The sequence below is a fragment of the Paracoccus ferrooxidans genome (assembly GCF_029909815.1).
Taxonomy (GTDB): domain Bacteria; phylum Pseudomonadota; class Alphaproteobacteria; order Rhodobacterales; family Rhodobacteraceae; genus Paracoccus; species Paracoccus versutus.
Genome location: NZ_CP038201.1, coordinates 399,947 through 415,312, shown reverse-complemented (window position 1 = coordinate 415,312; position 15,366 = coordinate 399,947). Strand labels below are relative to the sequence as shown.

The following is a 15,366-nucleotide window of genomic DNA, read 5'->3' as shown; positions in this document are numbered from 1 at the left end:
TCCGCGCGCTGAACGCCGGGCAACCCAAGGCCATTTTCCGAAACCGTCACGCAACCACCGGGGGGCCCTTCTGGCCTGCCCGATGTCGGGGATCGAACATGCCCATCTGGAATACCCTGGCCCGCGCCGGCACGGCGGCGGGCGACGAAATATTGCTGCGACAGCGCGGCGCCCTTTACGAGATCCGCTTCAACGGGATCGAGCTGATGTCGAACCTCAACCACCAGTCCGAAACCGTGCTGGCCGAGCGCAGCTTGCGCCTGCATGGCCGGCCCGACGCCCGCGTGCTGATCGGCGGGCTGGGCATGGGTTTCACCCTGCGCGCGGCGCTGGAATTGCTGGGGCCCGCCGCGCAGGTCACGGTCTGCGAGCTTGTCCCCGAGATCGCCGGCTGGAACCGCGACCGCATCGGCCATCTGGCCGGCCACCCGCTGCGCGATCCGCGCGTCGCCCTGCGCGTCGCGGATGTGATGGCGGTGCTGGCGGAACCCCGCGCCGGCTTCGACGTGATCCTGATGGACACCGACAACGGGCCGGATTTCACCGTGCGCCCGGAAAACGGCCGGCTTTACGGCGATGACGGCCTTGCGGTGCTGCGCCGGGCGCTGCGGCCGGACGGCATCGCCGCCTTCTGGTCGGCCACCGCCTCGGACCCGTTCGAGCGGGTGCTGGACGCCCAGCCCTGGCATTGGCGGCGCGACGACATCCAGCTGACCGGCGGGCGGGTCGATGCCTTCCATCACATCTACCTGGCCTCGGCCGAGGCCGGGCGGATCGGCCTGCGGGCCCCGTCCGGCGCCTTGCCCGCGCTGGCGCTGTCCTGACCTTCGCCGCAGGGCATCCGGTCCGCCGCCAGCCGGATGCCCTGCTTGCGCAGCGCCGCGTCGATCAGGCTGAAGACCTCGTTGCGGCAGGCCAGCTCGCGGTCGTGCTGCGGCACCCAGTATTTCACCCGATAGGTGATGCCCGTGGGGCCGTAATCCGTCACCTGCACTTCGGGCGGCTTGCCGGCCGAGATCATGCGCGCCGCCGCCGCGGCCTCGGCGATCAGCCGTCCCGCCTCGGCCACCGGCAGGTCGGCGGGCAGGGTCAGTTCGGCATGGTCGCGATATTCCTGCCGCGGCGCGCTGAAATTGGTGATTCGCCGCGACGAGATCTGGCTGTTGGGCAGGATGACATAGGTGCTGTCGCGGCTGACCAGCCGGGTGGTGCGCCAGCCGATCTCCTGCACCTTGCCCTCGGCCAGGGTTTCGATGCGCACCCAGTCGCCGATGCGGAACGGCGCCTCGATCCCCATCGCCAGCCCCGAGAACACGTCGGCCACCGCATTGCGGACGGCAAAGCCCAGCACCGCCAGCACCAAGCCCGAGCCGGTCAGGATCCCGGACAGGTCCTGGCGGAAGAACAGCGACAGGCTGGCCAGCGTGGCCACGGCCAGCAGCACGAACCACAAAAGGTCCAGCAGCACCTTGGGCACGGGGCGCCGGCCCTTCCGGCGCCGCAAGAGGCGCCGGGCGGCCAGCCCATGCGCCAGGCGCGTGGCGGCAAAGAAGGCGACGGAAAAGCCCGCGTTGCGCAGCGGCCCCGCCCAAAGCTGCAAGGCGGACAGGTCGGGATGGCGCCGCGCCAGCGGCTCGGCCAGCGTGGCGATGGCCAGCGCCAGGGCGATGGCCGCCGCCAGCCGCCACAGCAGGCCGGGGGCGGGGATGTCATCTTTCGCCATCGTCGCCCCCCTTTGCGCCCTTGCGCCGGGGCAGGCGGCGGGGCTCGGGCACCGAGAACGGCAATGGAAACGGAGAGCGGCAGATCGGACATCGCCGGGCGGCAGCCCTGGGGACATCCTCGCCGCAATGCGGGCAAACCGCCGGCAGGAAGGCGCGCAGCATGACGGAACCTCTTGGGAAAACGGGCTTGATTCAGCTTGACCCCCGGCCAGCCGTCCACGCCTTGCGTGTCAACGGGACCGGGGCAAGCCATGCGCCTGTTCAAGGCGCAGGGCGAATCTGTCCAAGCCGAAGCCTTGCAAGACGAAATCCCCATGCGCAAAATCCAAGAGGCCCCAAGGGGGCCACCCGTAAAGATGGCCATTGCCGCTTTGATTTCAAGCCTCTGGAAACCGGCGCCGCCCTTGCCGCGGCAGGGCAACCGCGCTGTCGCGAATGCGGCGATCCTTCCCGCACCGCACCGCGGGCCCTATCGCCCCAACCGCGCGGCCCCGTCCCGCACACCGGCCAGCCGGCGCTGGTGCAGCCAGTCCAGCGTCGCCTCGGTCGGCCCCTTGGGGCGGTATTCCGCGCCGATGGGCCGCATCCAGCCCAGATCGTCCAGAAGCGCGCAGACATGGCGATAGTCCAGCTCGCCCCCGTCGGGCGGGCCGCGGTCGGGAACCGAGGCGATCTGCACATGCCCCAGGATGTCCCGATGCGCCCGCAGCCGGCGCGAAATGTCGCCCTCCATGATCTGCAGGTGATAGCAGTCGAACATCAGCCGCAGGTTGTCGTGCCCGGCCGCCTCGATGATCCGCGCCGCCTGGTCCGAGCCGGCCAGGAAATAGCCCGGCGCGTCGTGCCGGTTCAGCGGCTCGATCAGGATGGTGATGCCAAGCGGCTGCGCCAGCCGGCAGGCATGGTCCAGGTTGGCCAGGAAGGTGCGCTCGGCCGCCTGCCCCTCGGCCATGCCCGCCATGACATGCACCGCGCTGCAGCCCAGGGTGGCGGCAAGGTCCAGCGTGCGCACGATCTCGGCCCGCGCCTCGGCCTCGCGTCCCGGCAGGGCGGCAAGGCCGTTCTCTCCCGGCCGGCCGCGGCGGGTGTTCAGGCCCAGCAGCGGCAACCCTGTCTCGACCAGCGCCGCCGCCACCTGCTCGGGCGGCACCTCATGCGGCCAATGGCATTCCACCGCGTCGAAGCCGGCGCGGCCGGCGGCGCGAATCGCCTGCGGCAGCGGCAGGTCGGCCCAGAGAAAGCCCAGATTGGCAGAGAACCGCGCCATTCACCCCCCGGCCCTTGTCATGCAGCGGCAACAGGGCACCCTCCGGCGGCCATGTCAACAGCGTTGGACGGTGGCGGTCGGGGGGCGCAGCGCATTGCCCCGTGATCGGCGCATGGCCTGGAGCCTGCGGGTTCAGGCCTGGGCATGGCCGGATGCAGAGGCGCTGCCGTGCCGGCGGGTCTGGGGCCGATGGGTTCGTGCTCTCGGCGGGGCCGATGGCTGCGCGCCTGCCTGGTGCGCCTTCCGATCCGGCCCTGGGCGGCGAGGGCACGGCACAGGACATGGCACAGGACATGGCGTGCGTCACGGCCCGGATCACGGCCCGGATCACGGAAGGCGGCGGGCCGGGGCGACGCCGCCCCCGCGCATCATCTTTCGAGGAGTTTCTGGTGGTTTCTCTCGAGCAGGGCGAGGCCGGCGAGCAGGAAGACCAGGGCGATGGCGACGACATAGGCCTGGCTGATATAGCTGGCCTCGTAGGTGGCGTAAAAGCCGCGGCGCATCAGCCCGGTGCAATGGATCAGCGGGTTGTACCACAGCAGGTCCTGCGCCCGGACCGGCATCATGTCGTAAAGGAAGATCACCCCCGAGATCAGGAACAGCGGCCGGGTCAGGATGTGCCAGATCCGCTCCCAGACCGGGAAGGCGTTCATCAGGTAGCAGTTCAGCGTCCCCACCCCGGTGCCCAGCAGCGCCACCAGCAGCAGCGCCTCGAAGACCCCGGCCATGTCCACCGGCCCCGGCAGCTGGTAGGCCAGGAAGATGCCGCCGATCACGATGGCGATCACCGCGACATGGGTCAGCGCGTTCAGCACCACCCGCGCCAGCAGCGCATCGAGGAAGGTCACGCTGGGATAGGCCAGGAAGGGCCGCGAGAAGCGGATCGAGGCGGCGGTCTTGTTGGCCAGGTCGGTGAACATGGCAAAGGGCAGGTAGCCGGTGGCATAGAACAGCGGGAAGTTCGAGCCGAGGCCCGGGCTGCGCAGCGCCATGCTGAACAGCACCGACAAAAGCGCCACGCCCAGCACCGGCTCGAGCACCGCCCAGACATAGCCGCCGGCCGAGCGGCCGTAGCTGGTGGCCATCTCGCGCAGCATCAGGGCCACCACGGTGCGCGGCATGCGAAAGCGCGGCCCGTTGCGCGACGGGCGCTGCGGCCGGCGGGTCGGGCCCGCATGGGCTGCGCCGGCATGGCTTTCGTCGGCTGGGCTTTCGCCGGCTGGGCTTTCGCCGGCACGGGCCTGGCCGGCACGGGCCTGGCCGGCCGGGCCTTGGGGGTGGCGGATTTCCGGGGCGGTATCGGACATGTGAACGCAAACACTGGTCTGGACGGGCGGCAATATGTAACAACTGCGCCCGAAAGGTAAACCAGCGAAAGCGCACCTGCCCGTGACCACCCCCTCCACACCGGCCGGCGGCAAGGCCGGCCAGCCCGCCGAGCCCGCCACCCGGCAGCCGGGCGCCGCCCTGCCGCGGCAGGCCGAGGCCGAGGCTGTCGCGCCCCGGCCGGCCGCGCCCGCACCGCAATCCGCAACCCAGGCCGCATCCCGGCCGGGGCCGCAAGCTGTCTCGCAGACTACCGCCCAGGCTGGCCCGCAGCGGCCCTTCCAGAACCGGCAGGGCTTGGGCGTGACGCCGCCGAAGCCGCCGGAAGGGGCACGGGAAGGGGCACAGGAAGGGGCACGGGCGGAGACGAAGCGCCCGCCCGAACCGGCGCAGGACCCGGCGCAGGCGAAGCCGGAGCCACCGCAGGAGGCCGCCCAGGAAAAGACGGCGCAGGAGAAGACGGCACCGGAGAAGACGGCGCAGGAACTGGCGCGGGAGCGCCGGGCGGCGCGGGCGCGCCGGCTGGCGGCGCAGTCCCAGGCCAAGCCGCCGGCGCTGCGCCCGCAGGGCCAGCCGATCCCGGTCCGGCCCATGCCGCCGGCCCAGCCCGCCGCCCAGCCTGCCGCCCAGCCGCCCGCGCGCCGGCCGGCGGCACCCGCTCCGGCCCCCGCCCCGGCCCAGCCCCTGCGCCCGCCCGCCCGCATGGCCGAGCCGCGGCGCCGGCACTGGCTGATCCTGGGATCGTTCCTGGCGCTGGTGGTGCTGCCGAGCCTCATCTGGGCCGGCTATCTCTGGCTGCGCGCCGAGGACCAGTATGTCTCGACCGTCGGCTTCTCGGTGCGCAAGGAACAATCCACCCCCGCCATCGACCTCCTGGGCGGGCTGGCGCCGCTGGCCAGCGCCGGCGGCAGCGCCTCGGACACCGACATCCTCTACGAATACATCCGCAGCCAGGACATGGTCGAAAGGATCGACGCCCGGCTCGACCTGCGCGCCCGCTACGCGCGCGCCTGGCCGCATGACTTCGTCTTCGCCTTCGACCCCGAGGGCCATGTCGAGGAGCTGACCGACTACTGGCAGCGCCAGGTCAAGGTGCTCTACGACAGCGGCACCCAGCTGATCACGCTCAAGGTCAGCGCCTTCACCGCCCAGGACGCGCAGGAGATCGCCGCCGCGGTGTTCCAGGAAAGCTCGGACAAGATCAACGCGCTCTCGACCATCGCCCAGGACGACGCCACCCGCCTGGCCAAGGCCGAGCTGGACAAGGCCCGCGCCGAGCTGACCGAGACCCGCCAGGCGATGACCGCCTTCCGCATGCGCTCGCAGATCGTCGACCCCGAGGCCGACCTCGCCGGGCAGATGGGGGTGCTGAGCGGGCTGCAGGCGCAGCTGGCCGAGGCGCTGGTCGCCCACGACCTGCTTCTGGACAACGCCCAGCCCACCGACCACCGCGTCACCCAGTCCCAGCAGAAGATCGACGCGCTGCGCCGGCTGATCGAGGCCGAGCGAGCCAAGTTCGGCGCCGAGGGCCAGGGCCCGGCCGGCGAAAGCTATGCCCAGCTGATGGCGGAATACGAAAAGCTGGCCGTGGACCGCGAATTCGCCGAGGGCGCCTATCGCTCGGCCCGCATCGCCCATGAGACGGCGCTGGCCGAGGCGCAGCGCCAGGCCCGCTACCTGGCCGCCCATATCGAGCCCAAGGTGGCGCAAAGCGCGACCGAGCCGAACCGGCCCTGGCTCTGGGCGATGATCACCGGCATGCTGCTGGCCGGCTGGTCGATCCTGGTGCTGGTCTATTACAGCGTCCGCGACCGCCGCTAGCGCGATGATCCGGCTCGAGAACCTGACCAAGATCTACCGGCTCAAGGGCCGCGAGACGCTGGTGGCGGACAACCTGAACGCCGAGTTCCCGACCGGGGCCTCGGTGGCGCTGCTGGGCCGCAACGGCGCCGGCAAGTCGACGCTCTTGCGGATCATCGCCGGCACGGTGCTGCCCACCGCGGGCCGGGTGCTGTCGGACGGCACGATTTCCTGGCCGGTGGGGTTTTCGGGCAGTTTCCACCCCGAGCTGACCGGGGCGCAGAACGTGCGCTTCGTGGCGCGGATCTACGGCGTGGACACCGACGAGCTGGTCGATTACGTCGCCGATTTCGCCGAGCTGGGCCAGCATTACCACCAGCCCTTCGGCAGCTATTCCTCGGGGATGCGCTCGCGGCTGGCGATGGGCACCTCGATGGGCATCCATTTCGACACCTATCTGGTGGACGAGGTCACCAGCGTCGGCGACGCCAATTTCCGCGCCAAGTCCCAGCGCGTCTTCGCCGAGCGCATGGCCCGCTCCTCGGCCATCGTCGTCAGCCATTCCATGCCGATGATCCGCTCCATGTGCTCCATGGGCGCCGTCCTGCACAACGCAGGCCTCATCCTCTTCGAAAACATCGAAGACGCAATCAAAACGCACGAGGAAATCCTGAGACTCCCACAAGCAAGGTGAAAAGGGGGGGCCGGAAAGGCCCCCCTTGCCGCCGCACGGCGCACCTTGCAGACCTGCTGTCAGGACAGCCGGCCGGTATCCGGGCGATCGAGGTCGAGATCCCTGGTCTCGGGCATCAGGATCGCCGTGAGCAGGGTGATCCCCGACACCGCCATCAGGTAGTATAGGAACCAGCCATGATGGCCCTGCTGCGAAAGATAGGTGTTCACATAGGGCGCGGTCCCGCCGAAGATCGCGGTCGCCAGCGACAGGGGGCCCGCCACGCCCGTCGCCCGGACGCCGGTCGGGAACACCTCGGACCAGACGGCCGTGTTCACGCCGAACAGGCAGGCAAGCAGGACAAGCGCGATGGTCATCGCCGAAAGCAGCCCGCCGAAGCTGTCGTCGATCCGCCCGTCCAGGTGCAGCGTCAGCAGGATGAAGCCGACGCCGAACAGCGCCACGAACAGCCGCCGCCCGTATCTGTCGGCCAGCCAGCCGACCAGGGGAATCGCCACGAGGAAGATGCATTGCGCGACCAGGCTGGCGGTGAAGGCCGAGCGCGCGTCAAGCCCGCGGCCGATCTGCGCAAAGGTCGGGCTGTAGATCAGCCAGGTGTAGAACATGATCGACCCGCCCGCCGAAAGCCCGAACACGACGGCGATGCCGCGCCAGTTGCGCAGAAGCGGCTCGATCCCCGAGCGGGTCTTCGCGCGCCGGCCCTTTTCGAAGGATTCCGTCTCGGTCAGCTTGCGGCGCAGGTAAAGCCCATAGACCCCCAGCAAGCCGCCAAGGGCAAAGGGAATGCGCCAGCCCCAGGCCTCGATTTCCGCCCGGTCGAGATTGCTGGTCAGCGCCAGCCCGGCAAGCGTGGCGATCATGGTGCCGATCACCACGCTGACCCATGAGGTGCTGCCGTAAAGCGCCCGCCGGTGCCTGGGCGCCCGCTCGACCAGATAGGTGATCGAGGTGCCCATCTCGCCGCCATGGGCCATGCCCTGCGCCAGCCGCGCCACCAGCAGGATGATCGAGGCCAGGATGCCGACGGAATCGAAGGTCGGGGCCAGCGCGATGACGATGCTGCCGCCGGCCGTCACCAGCATGGCCAGCGTCAGGCTGGCCTTGCGCCCGACGCGGTCGGCATAAAGCCCGAAGACCAGCCCGCCGATCGGGCGGGTCACGAAGCCGACCGCGAAGATCGCCAATGTCGCCAGAAGCGCCGCGGCCCGGTCCTCGGACGGAAAGAACTGCACCGCGAAATAGGGCGCGAAGATGGTGTAGATGGTCCAGTCGAACCATTCCAGCGCATTGCCGAAGTTCACCGCGACCAGATCGCGCAGCTTGCGCGGCCCGGCGCCGCTGGCGCAATCGGCGACGAGTGTCGAATGTTCTGACGCAGGCATGGGTCTCCTCCCCGGATGTGTTGCCATATGTCTGGTGCTGATTCCTGCCGGCGCCGTCAGACGGCTTCGGCCCGGCCTTCGAGGCCGGCGCGCGCATCGGCGTCGGAGCCGGGCACGCGCATCTCGAACGTCTCGCGGACGACGGTGTAGTCGAAATAGCCCATGCGCGCGATCGGCTGGATCGCCTGGATGTCGAGCCGGCCGTCGGCGCGGATGACGCGGTCGTCGATATGGATCTTCTCGACCTGGGCGAACACCACGTCGATGGTCCCCACCGTCGAGCGGCCCTTCAGCACATGCGTGCCGATATGGCGGCATTCGAACTTGCAGGGGCTTTCGCGCACCATCGGGATGCGGGCGTTGTCGGCATAGTCGCGGGTGACGTCCAGCCGGTCCCATTCGCTTTCCTGCGGGGGCAACACCATCGCGCTGATATTGACCGCCTCGCGCAGGGCATAGGTCGCCATGTTCCAGACGAACCAGCCGATCTCCTCGGCATTGACCACCGTGTCCTTGCGGCGGCCGTCCGGGTAGCGGTTGGCCGAGAACATCACCATGGGCGGATCGAAGGTCAGGTTCTGCCACTGGCTGTAGGGGGCGATGTTCTCGATCCCGTCGCGGCTGACGCTTGAAATCCAGCCGATCGGCCGCGGCACGGTGCAGCTCTTGAACGGCGAAAAGGGCAGCGGACAGGGCTCGGAATGGGGCGAATACTTCATCTTTGCTCTCTCGGTCGGTGGGGTTCGGGGAGACGCGGCCGGCATCTTTTCGAGGTTCGGCAGAATCGATACATAACCGATATATCGGTTGCATGGCAACTAGCGGCCGGGAATATTTTGCGCTGCCCCGCGTCCTGCGCTATGACGGCGCGCAGGGTGGCTGCAGGGAAAAGCAGGTGATCAACCAGTCGGATCGCGCCGTGGCGGTGCTTCAGCAATTGATCGAGCGCGGCGAACTCAGGCCGGGGTCGATGGTGTCCGAACGCAGCCTGATGGAGCTGACGGGATTTGGCCGCACGCCGATCCGCGAGGCCATCCAGCGGCTTGCGCTAAGCCGGATGCTGCGCATCCACCCCAGCCGCGGCATCGAGATCCCCGCCATTTCCGTCGAGGACCAGCTGAGCGCCCTGGAGGTTCGCCGCGCCACCGAGGTTCTGGCGATCGCCCTGGCCTGCGAGCGCGCGACCCAGGCCGAACGGCAGCAGATGCGCGATCTTGCCGCGTCGCTCGAGGGCGAGTTCTCGCTCGAGGATTATGCCGAAACGGTGCGGCAAACGCATGCGCTGGTGATCGAGGCGGCCCATAACCCCTACCTCGAGGCGCTGATGACCCCGCTCCAGGCGCTGTCGCGGCGCTTCTGGGTGATGCATATCCAGGACGAGGCGGCGGACATCGGCATCGGCAAGGCGTTTCACCGCCGCATCCTGACGGCGATTGCCGAAGGCGATGCCGGGGCCGCGACCTCTGCCTCGATGGAATTGAACGACTACCTGGTGCGATTCGCCCTGGATGTCGTCTCCATGCGGGCGCGGCCAAGGGGCATCGCCGTCTCGGCCCCCTAGCGGTTTGATCCCACGGTTCGATGGCGCGATCCTTTCCATGGGCTGGAAGCCGGCCCCATGGGACCGATTTGTTACGGCCACGGCCATGCAAGCCGTCAGACCTGCATCTCGGGCGACCGTGGAGCGTCAGGATCAGCGCGATGCCGACGTCCTGCTGCTCGACCCCCGCGAGGACGTCCTGGACCAGCGGCTCGGGCAGCCGGCAAGTGCCTCGCGTCGCATCCGCGCGGCGCGGAGATGGTCGAGGCATGGCCGCCGCAGATCCTGCCCGGCAAGCGCAGCCAGGCATCCCGCAGGATGCGCGCGGCATCGGTCGCATAGCCGGCCATGCGATAGGCCCCGCGCCCTGCCCGGCCGGCTATGCCTCGTCGCGGGTGGCCTCGACCAGGAACGCGACGAAGGCGCGCACCTTCGGCAGGATGTATCGGCGCGAAGGATAGACCGCATAGATCGCGGTCTGCACCGGCGTCCAGTCGTCGAGCGCAGTAGCAAGGCGGCCGGCCCTGATGTCATCGGCGACATATTGGCGCGGAATGAGATTCAGCCCGAAACCGGCAAGCAGGGCATCGCGGATCGCCAGGCCGCTCGTTACCTTGTAGCGGCAGTCGATCGGCACCCTGATCCGCTCGGCCCCGCGGGTAAACTCCCATTCGCTGACATGGCCCGACAGGGTGAACTGGATGCAGTCATGCGCCCCAAGATCCTGCGGCGCGCGCGGCGTGCCATGACGCGCGAAATGATCCGGCGAGGCGCAGACGACGTGGCGCAGCGTCATCAGCCGGCGGGCGACCAGGCTTGAATCCTCCAGCCGGTCGCTGCCGCGGATGGCCGGGTCGAAGCCCTCCTTGACGATATCGACCCGCCTGTGGTCAAGCTGAAGGTCAAGCGACAGGTCGGGATAGCGCCGCAGAAAGCGGGGTGAGCGTGAAGGTCATCGGCGCGCTAACACGCAAGAGCCCGCTCGGCTGGCGCTGCAAGGGGCCGAGCGAACGGTCGGGCTCGTCAAGGTCATCCAGGATCCGGGCGATCTGCTCGAAATAGCGCCCTCCCGCCTCGGTTAGGCTCAGCAGCCGGACGTTCAGGTGGCCCTCCAGCGCGCCGATATTCTTGCTGACGGCGGCCGGCGAGAGTTTCAGCAGGCGTGCCGCCCCGGTGAAGGAGCCCTGCTCCACCGTCCTGAATACGCGCAGGGCGACCATCTGGTCCATGATTGTTCACCATCAGTTGCGAGCGACCGCGACCCGGTGCTGCTGCGTGCCGATTTCCGCAGCTTGCGCCACGCGCTGCCCTTTGCGCTGATGATCCCGCAGGACGAAACCGAGGCCATCCTGACCCAACGGCTGGCCGGTCTGGGCCATTGCGTGCTGCGCCCCGCCGCGGCAGAGCGGATCGAGACCGCGGCGGACGGGGCGGTCGTGACCCTGGTCGATGGCCGCAGGATCGCGACCCGTTACGCCGTCGGCGCGGACGGGCAGAACAGCACGGTTCGCGACCAGGCCGGCATCGCCTTTCCGGGCAAGACCCATGGCTCGTTCATGCTGGCCGACGTGCGGATGGGCAGGCCGATTCCGAAAGACGAGGTGACGCTGTTCTTCTCGGCCGGCGGCACGCTGGTGGTCGCGCCGATGTCGCAGGACCGCTACCGCGTCGTCGCGCAATGCCCCGAGGCGCCGGCCCGCCTGCTGGCCGGGGCAAGCTGAGGACGGGCGGATGCGCGACGACAGGATGGGCGACTTCGCCCCGCGCGACCTCACGCTTGCCGGCGAAACCCGCCGGGTGCATGTCGGCGGGCAAGGGCCCGCGGTGACCGTGATGCAGGAAATGCCCGGCCTCAGCCCACAGGTCGTCCGCTTTGCCCGCTGGCTGCGCGATGCGGGTTTCACCGTCTGGCTGCCCTCGCTGTTCGGCGCCGAAGGCACCGCCGAGGCCGGCGCAAGCATCTTCAGGCGCGCCTGCACCGCGGTCGCGTTCCGCACCCTGACCGGACAGGGGGCAAGCCCGGTCACGGCATGGCTGCGATCGCTGGCGCGGCTGGCGCAGGCGGAATGCGGCGGGCCCGGCGTGGGCGCGGTGGGCATGTGCTTTACCGGCAGTTTCGCCCTGTCGATGATGCTGGAGCCCGCGATGCTGGCGCCGGTGCTGTGCCAGCCCGCCCTGCCGCTCGACGACCCGGCCGCCCTTGAAAGCCCGCCACGGGAACTGGCGCGGGTTCGCCACCGGCTCGGACGTGATCAGCGCTCATCACGCCCTCCCAACAGCATAGCCTGCCGCAGGCCCGCCGTCAGGTTCCCGCAGAAGCGTCCTGCTTCCGCCCGAAAGCTAGCCACCAGCAGCGCAGCTACGGCCGAGGGCTGTCACCGAAACGCAGATCCCCCTGCAAGCCCTTGCGGCGCGGGGCGCGCTTTGCCGGGAACAATGTCGTCTTGGCGAGGAACCTTCGCGAAAGACCTCCCCGGCCCTGCGCGACAGCGCGGTGGGGCGGCCGGTTATGGGGCGGTGGAAATCGGGCGGGCGAACAGTCACCCGGCCAGGCGCCGCAGCGGAACCTCCAGCGTGATGGCAAGGCCATCGGCCCTCCACTCGCGCCGCAGTTCGCCTTCGACCCCGGCGACCGCCGCGCTTTCCAGGGTCGAGCCGAAGCCTGCGACCCGATCCTCGGCCGGGGTCGCGGGACCGTTCGTTTCCGTCCAGGCCATGAGCAGCCTGTCGGCATGGATCGTGAAATCGACGGCGAGATGCCCCTCGGGAACGGACAATGCCCCGTATTTGTGAACCGGCGTGCAAAATTGACCCCGTAACGGGGTAATCGGCTTCCAAAAATGACCCCCCTTACGCTGATGGTCATGATGCCTCCGAGGCTATCGGGGGGCACAGTGTGGGATGCTGGTTGTGGAGACGATTGCGAAGATCCGCCGGGCGTATTTCCAGGACAAGAAGTCGATCAAGCATATCTGCCGAGAGCTGCGGGTATCGCGGAACACGGTTCGGAAGGTGATCCGGTCCGGCGCAACGGAGATGACTTACGAGCGAACCGTCCAACCGCAGCCGAAGATCGGTCCCTGGAAAGGCAAGCTCGACGAGATGCTGGCGGCGAATGCGCGCAAGCCGAAGCGCGAGCGGCTGACCCGCATCCGGATTTTCGAAGAGCTCAGGGCCCTCGGATATGACGGCGGCTACGACGCGGTCCGACGCTATGCGGCTTCGTGGTCGCAGGCGGAGCAGGAAGCGTCAGCCGCCGCCTATGTGCCACTGAGCTTCGATCCGGGTGAAGCCTACCAGTTCGACTGGAGTCACGAGGTCGTTCTGATCGACGGCGTGACCACCACGGTGAAGGTGGCTCACGTCCGGCTTTGTCATAGCCGGATGCTGTTCGTCCGGGCCTACCCGCGAGAGACGCAGGAAATGGTGTTCGATGCCCATGACAAGGCCTTTGCCTTCTTCGGCGGCGCCTGTGCGCGTGGGATCTACGACAACATGAAGACGGCGGTGGACACGATCTTCGTCGGCCGCGACCGCGCGTATAATCGCCGGTTCCAGCAGATGTGCGGACACTACCTTGTCGATCCCGTCGCCTGCACCCCCGCGTCCGGCTGGGAGAAGGGACAAGTAGAGAACCAGGTTGGCGTTGTCCGGCGGCGGTTCTTCGTGCCGCGGCCGCGCTTCAAGAGCTACGCGGAACTCAACGCCTGGCTTCAGGATCGCTGTATTGCCTGGGCCAAGGCCCATCCGCACCAGGAATTGCGTGATCGGACAATCTGGGACGTGTTCCAGGATGAGCGGGCGAGCCTGGTGCCCTACGTCGGCCCTTTCGACGGATTCCATGCCGTGCCGGCCTCGGTGTCCAAGACCTGCCTCGTTAGGTTCGACAAGAACCGCTACTCGGTCGATGGTCGCGCCGTCGGCCGTCCGGTCGAGATCCGCGCCTATGCCGAGCGGGTCGAGGTCTGGCAGGACGGCAAGATCGTCGGCCGGCACGACCGCGCCTTCGGGCGCGACAAGGCCATCTATGACCCGCTGCACTACATCCCGGTGCTGGCCCGCAAGCCCGGCGCCCTTCGAAACGGCGCTCCCTTCAAGGAATGGGAACTGCCGCCGGCGATACGACGCGTCCAGCGTAAGCTGGGGCGCGTGCCGAACGGTGACCGTCAGATGGTCCAGATCCTGAGCATGATCCCAACGGATGGACTGGAAGCCGTCGAGGCTGCCTGCGTCGAGGCCCTGACCGAAGGCGCCCCGGCGGCATCGGTCGTTCTGAACATCCTGGCCCGACATCGCGAGCCACCACCTCCGTTGACCATCGCCACGCCGGACGCGTTGCGCCTGACCTGCGAGCCCGTGGCCGACTGCAAACGCTACGACAGCCTCAGGAGACCCCGCCATGGAAAGATCACAGGTGCTGGACGCGATGGGCCAGTTGAAGCTCTACGGCATGAAGGCCGCCTACGATGAGATCATCGCCACGGCGGTGAAGCGACAGCACGAACCGCAGCAAATCGTGGGCGACCTGCTGAACGCCGAGATCAGCGAGAAACAAGCTCGCTCGATCAAATACCAGATGACCATCGCCAAGCTGCCCTTGGCCAAGGAAGTCGACGAGTTCAGCTTCGAAGACACGCCCGTAAACGAAACGCTGGTGCGCGATCTGGCCTCCGGAGAGTTCCTCGAGCATCAGCGTAACGTCGTCCTCATCGGCGGCACCGGGACCGGCAAATCCCACCTTGCCGTCAGCATCGCCCGGGCCTGCATCCGCCGTGGCAAGCGCGGCCGCTTCTTCAACGTCGTGGACCTGGTGAACAAGCTGGACGCCGAAGCCCGCGCCGACCGACAGGGACGCACTGCGGATCTCCTGTGCCGCCTCGACTTCCTGATCCTCGACGAGTTGGGATATCTGCCGTTCGCCCAGACGGGTGGCCAGCTCCTGTTCCACCTCATCAGTCGCCTTTACGAACGCACCTCGATCATCGTGACGACGAACCTCGACTTCGGCGAATGGCCGACCGTCTTCGGAGACGCGAAGATGACAACGGCGCTCCTCGACCGACTGACCCATCACTGTGACATCGTCGAGACCGGCAACGAGAGCTGGCGCTTCAAGACGCGGGAATGACCGAGACGCCGCTGGCCCGATCCGGTTGCGCTGTATGGAGGCTACACCGCATCGGGCCAGCTACCCGTGCTGACCAAGCGGGGTCATTATTGGGCGCCGAAAGGGGGTCAAAGTTGCGTGCCGATTGACAGGCAAGGATCAGCCCGACGGCGATCGGAAGGATCGCCCGCTCCACCAGCAAGAACCAGCGGGCGCGGCCGTGATGGGCGCGCAAACGCATCGCCTGATAGGCGATCACCAGCGTCGGCAGGCAGGTCGCGGCCGTGGCCAGTACGGCGCCCGCAAAGCCCGCGACCTCCCATCCGACAAGGGTCGCGATGATCAGGTTGGGGCCGGGCGAGGCTTGGGACAGGGCAAAGAGCGTGGCGAATGTCCCGTCGCTCATCCAGCCCTGCACCTGCACGGCAAAGCGGTTCAGTTCCGGCACCGTCGCGATGAAGCCCCCGACCGCGATGCAGGAGAGGAAAAGGATCTTCAGCGTCAGCAGGGCGACGGGATTCTCCAT

Annotated in this window: 15 protein-coding genes and 1 pseudogene; 8 read left to right on the top strand and 8 right to left on the bottom strand. The window is 68.4% G+C overall.

Annotation, left to right across the window (positions count from 1 at the left end):
- Positions 1-98: 98 nt before the first annotated feature.
- On the top strand, positions 99-824 hold the full coding sequence (locus tag E3U26_RS15080) for a spermine/spermidine synthase domain-containing protein (protein ID WP_114534707.1): 726 nt from the start codon (positions 99-101) through the stop codon (positions 822-824).
- Here the strand turns inward: E3U26_RS15080 and E3U26_RS15075 are convergent.
- The 3 genes from E3U26_RS15075 to E3U26_RS15065 form a co-directional block, all read right to left on the bottom strand.
- Positions 746-1,723 carry a mechanosensitive ion channel family protein gene (locus E3U26_RS15075; RefSeq protein WP_499106347.1) on the bottom strand — a complete coding sequence of 326 codons (978 nt, stop codon included), beginning with the start codon at positions 1,721-1,723 and terminating at the stop codon, positions 746-748. The genes E3U26_RS15080 and E3U26_RS15075 overlap by 79 nt on opposite strands.
- Before the next feature lie 470 nt (positions 1,724-2,193).
- Positions 2,194-2,991 carry a hydroxypyruvate isomerase family protein gene (locus tag E3U26_RS15070; protein WP_499106346.1) on the bottom strand — a complete coding sequence of 266 codons (798 nt, stop codon included), beginning with the start codon at positions 2,989-2,991 and terminating at the stop codon, positions 2,194-2,196.
- A 368-nt stretch (positions 2,992-3,359) separates the two neighbouring features.
- Positions 3,360-4,112 (bottom strand): ABC transporter permease, encoded by a 753-nt coding sequence (locus E3U26_RS15065; RefSeq protein ID WP_036759960.1) that lies wholly within the window; start codon positions 4,110-4,112, stop codon positions 3,360-3,362.
- 268 nt (positions 4,113-4,380) lie between these two features.
- On the opposite strand from E3U26_RS15065, the gene E3U26_RS15060 reads away from it, so the two are divergent.
- Together E3U26_RS15060 and E3U26_RS15055 are read left to right on the top strand one after the other, a co-directional pair.
- On the top strand, positions 4,381-6,138 hold the full coding sequence (locus tag E3U26_RS15060; RefSeq protein ID WP_499106345.1) for a KpsE/RkpR family capsule polysaccharide export protein: 1,758 nt from the start codon (positions 4,381-4,383) through the stop codon (positions 6,136-6,138).
- 4 nt (positions 6,139-6,142) lie between these two features.
- Positions 6,143-6,811: an ABC transporter ATP-binding protein gene (locus E3U26_RS15055; RefSeq protein ID WP_036753211.1), complete on the top strand. Its 669-nt coding sequence runs from the start codon at positions 6,143-6,145 to the stop codon at positions 6,809-6,811.
- Positions 6,812-6,870: 59 nt separating this feature from the next.
- On the opposite strand, the gene E3U26_RS15050 is transcribed toward E3U26_RS15055, so the two are convergent.
- Positions 6,871-8,193: an MFS transporter gene (locus E3U26_RS15050; protein ID WP_052095835.1), complete on the bottom strand. Its 1,323-nt coding sequence runs from the start codon at positions 8,191-8,193 to the stop codon at positions 6,871-6,873.
- Between the two features lie 56 nt (positions 8,194-8,249).
- The gene (locus E3U26_RS15045) at positions 8,250-8,912 is read right to left on the bottom strand and encodes a flavin reductase family protein (protein ID WP_499106344.1); all 663 of its coding nucleotides are present in this window, start codon (positions 8,910-8,912) and stop codon (positions 8,250-8,252) included.
- A 176-nt stretch (positions 8,913-9,088) separates the two neighbouring features.
- On the opposite strand from E3U26_RS15045, the gene E3U26_RS15040 reads away from it, so the two are divergent.
- Positions 9,089-9,754 (top strand): GntR family transcriptional regulator, encoded by a 666-nt coding sequence (locus E3U26_RS15040; protein WP_449043210.1) that lies wholly within the window; start codon positions 9,089-9,091, stop codon positions 9,752-9,754.
- 358 nt (positions 9,755-10,112) lie between these two features.
- Here the strand turns inward: E3U26_RS15040 and E3U26_RS15035 are convergent, their stop codons facing one another.
- Together E3U26_RS15035 and E3U26_RS15030 are read right to left on the bottom strand one after the other, a co-directional pair.
- Entirely contained in the window at positions 10,113-10,646 is a 534-nt protein-coding gene (locus E3U26_RS15035) for a substrate binding domain-containing protein (RefSeq protein ID WP_499106355.1), read from the bottom strand.
- Positions 10,636-10,962 carry a LysR family transcriptional regulator gene (locus E3U26_RS15030; protein ID WP_499106342.1) on the bottom strand — a complete coding sequence of 109 codons (327 nt, stop codon included), beginning with the start codon at positions 10,960-10,962 and terminating at the stop codon, positions 10,636-10,638. Before E3U26_RS15030 ends, E3U26_RS15035 begins: the two co-directional genes overlap by 11 nt.
- Positions 10,963-10,998: 36 nt before the next feature.
- On the opposite strand from E3U26_RS15030, the gene E3U26_RS15025 reads away from it, so the two are divergent.
- The 4 genes and pseudogenes from E3U26_RS15025 (at position 10,999) to istB (ending at position 14,861) form a co-directional block, all read left to right on the top strand.
- The gene (locus E3U26_RS15025) at positions 10,999-11,454 is read left to right on the top strand and encodes an FAD-dependent monooxygenase (RefSeq protein ID WP_499106340.1); all 456 of its coding nucleotides are present in this window, start codon (positions 10,999-11,001) and stop codon (positions 11,452-11,454) included.
- A 10-nt stretch (positions 11,455-11,464) separates the two neighbouring features.
- Positions 11,465-11,986, top strand: a pseudogene (locus tag E3U26_RS15020) (dienelactone hydrolase family protein); the annotation flags it as partial.
- A gap of 648 nt (positions 11,987-12,634) precedes the next feature.
- Positions 12,635-14,203 (top strand): IS21 family transposase, encoded by a 1,569-nt coding sequence (gene istA / locus E3U26_RS15015; RefSeq protein WP_028717560.1) that lies wholly within the window; start codon positions 12,635-12,637, stop codon positions 14,201-14,203.
- Positions 14,133-14,861 carry an IS21-like element ISPkr1 family helper ATPase IstB gene (gene istB / locus E3U26_RS15010; protein ID WP_024843951.1) on the top strand — a complete coding sequence of 243 codons (729 nt, stop codon included), beginning with the start codon at positions 14,133-14,135 and terminating at the stop codon, positions 14,859-14,861. The genes istA and istB overlap by 71 nt, the downstream gene beginning before the upstream one ends.
- Here istB and E3U26_RS15005 read toward each other — a convergent pair.
- Complete coding sequence (locus tag E3U26_RS15005) at positions 14,845-15,366, bottom strand: chromate transporter (protein ID WP_499106339.1); 522 nt, start codon at positions 15,364-15,366, stop codon at positions 14,845-14,847. The genes istB and E3U26_RS15005 overlap by 17 nt on opposite strands.

Coding starts and splice junctions, on each gene's coding strand:
- E3U26_RS15080 (WP_114534707.1), top strand. CDS start 99: ATGCCCATCTGGAATACCCTGGCCCGCGCCGGCACGGCGGCGGGCGAC.
- E3U26_RS15075 (WP_499106347.1), bottom strand. CDS start 1,723: ATGGCGAAAGATGACATCCCCGCCCCCGGCCTGCTGTGGCGGCTGGCG.
- E3U26_RS15070 (WP_499106346.1), bottom strand. CDS start 2,991: ATGGCGCGGTTCTCTGCCAATCTGGGCTTTCTCTGGGCCGACCTGCCG.
- E3U26_RS15065 (WP_036759960.1), bottom strand. CDS start 4,112: ATGCCGCGCACCGTGGTGGCCCTGATGCTGCGCGAGATGGCCACCAGC.
- E3U26_RS15055 (WP_036753211.1), top strand. CDS start 6,143: ATGATCCGGCTCGAGAACCTGACCAAGATCTACCGGCTCAAGGGCCGC.
- E3U26_RS15050 (WP_052095835.1), bottom strand. CDS start 8,193: ATGCCTGCGTCAGAACATTCGACACTCGTCGCCGATTGCGCCAGCGGC.
- E3U26_RS15045 (WP_499106344.1), bottom strand. CDS start 8,912: ATGAAGTATTCGCCCCATTCCGAGCCCTGTCCGCTGCCCTTTTCGCCG.
- E3U26_RS15030 (WP_499106342.1), bottom strand. CDS start 10,962: ATGGACCAGATGGTCGCCCTGCGCGTATTCAGGACGGTGGAGCAGGGC.
- istA (WP_028717560.1), top strand. CDS start 12,635: ATGCTGGTTGTGGAGACGATTGCGAAGATCCGCCGGGCGTATTTCCAG.
- istB (WP_024843951.1), top strand. CDS start 14,133: ATGGAAAGATCACAGGTGCTGGACGCGATGGGCCAGTTGAAGCTCTAC.
- E3U26_RS15005 (WP_499106339.1), bottom strand. CDS start 15,366: ATGGAGAATCCCGTCGCCCTGCTGACGCTGAAGATCCTTTTCCTCTCC.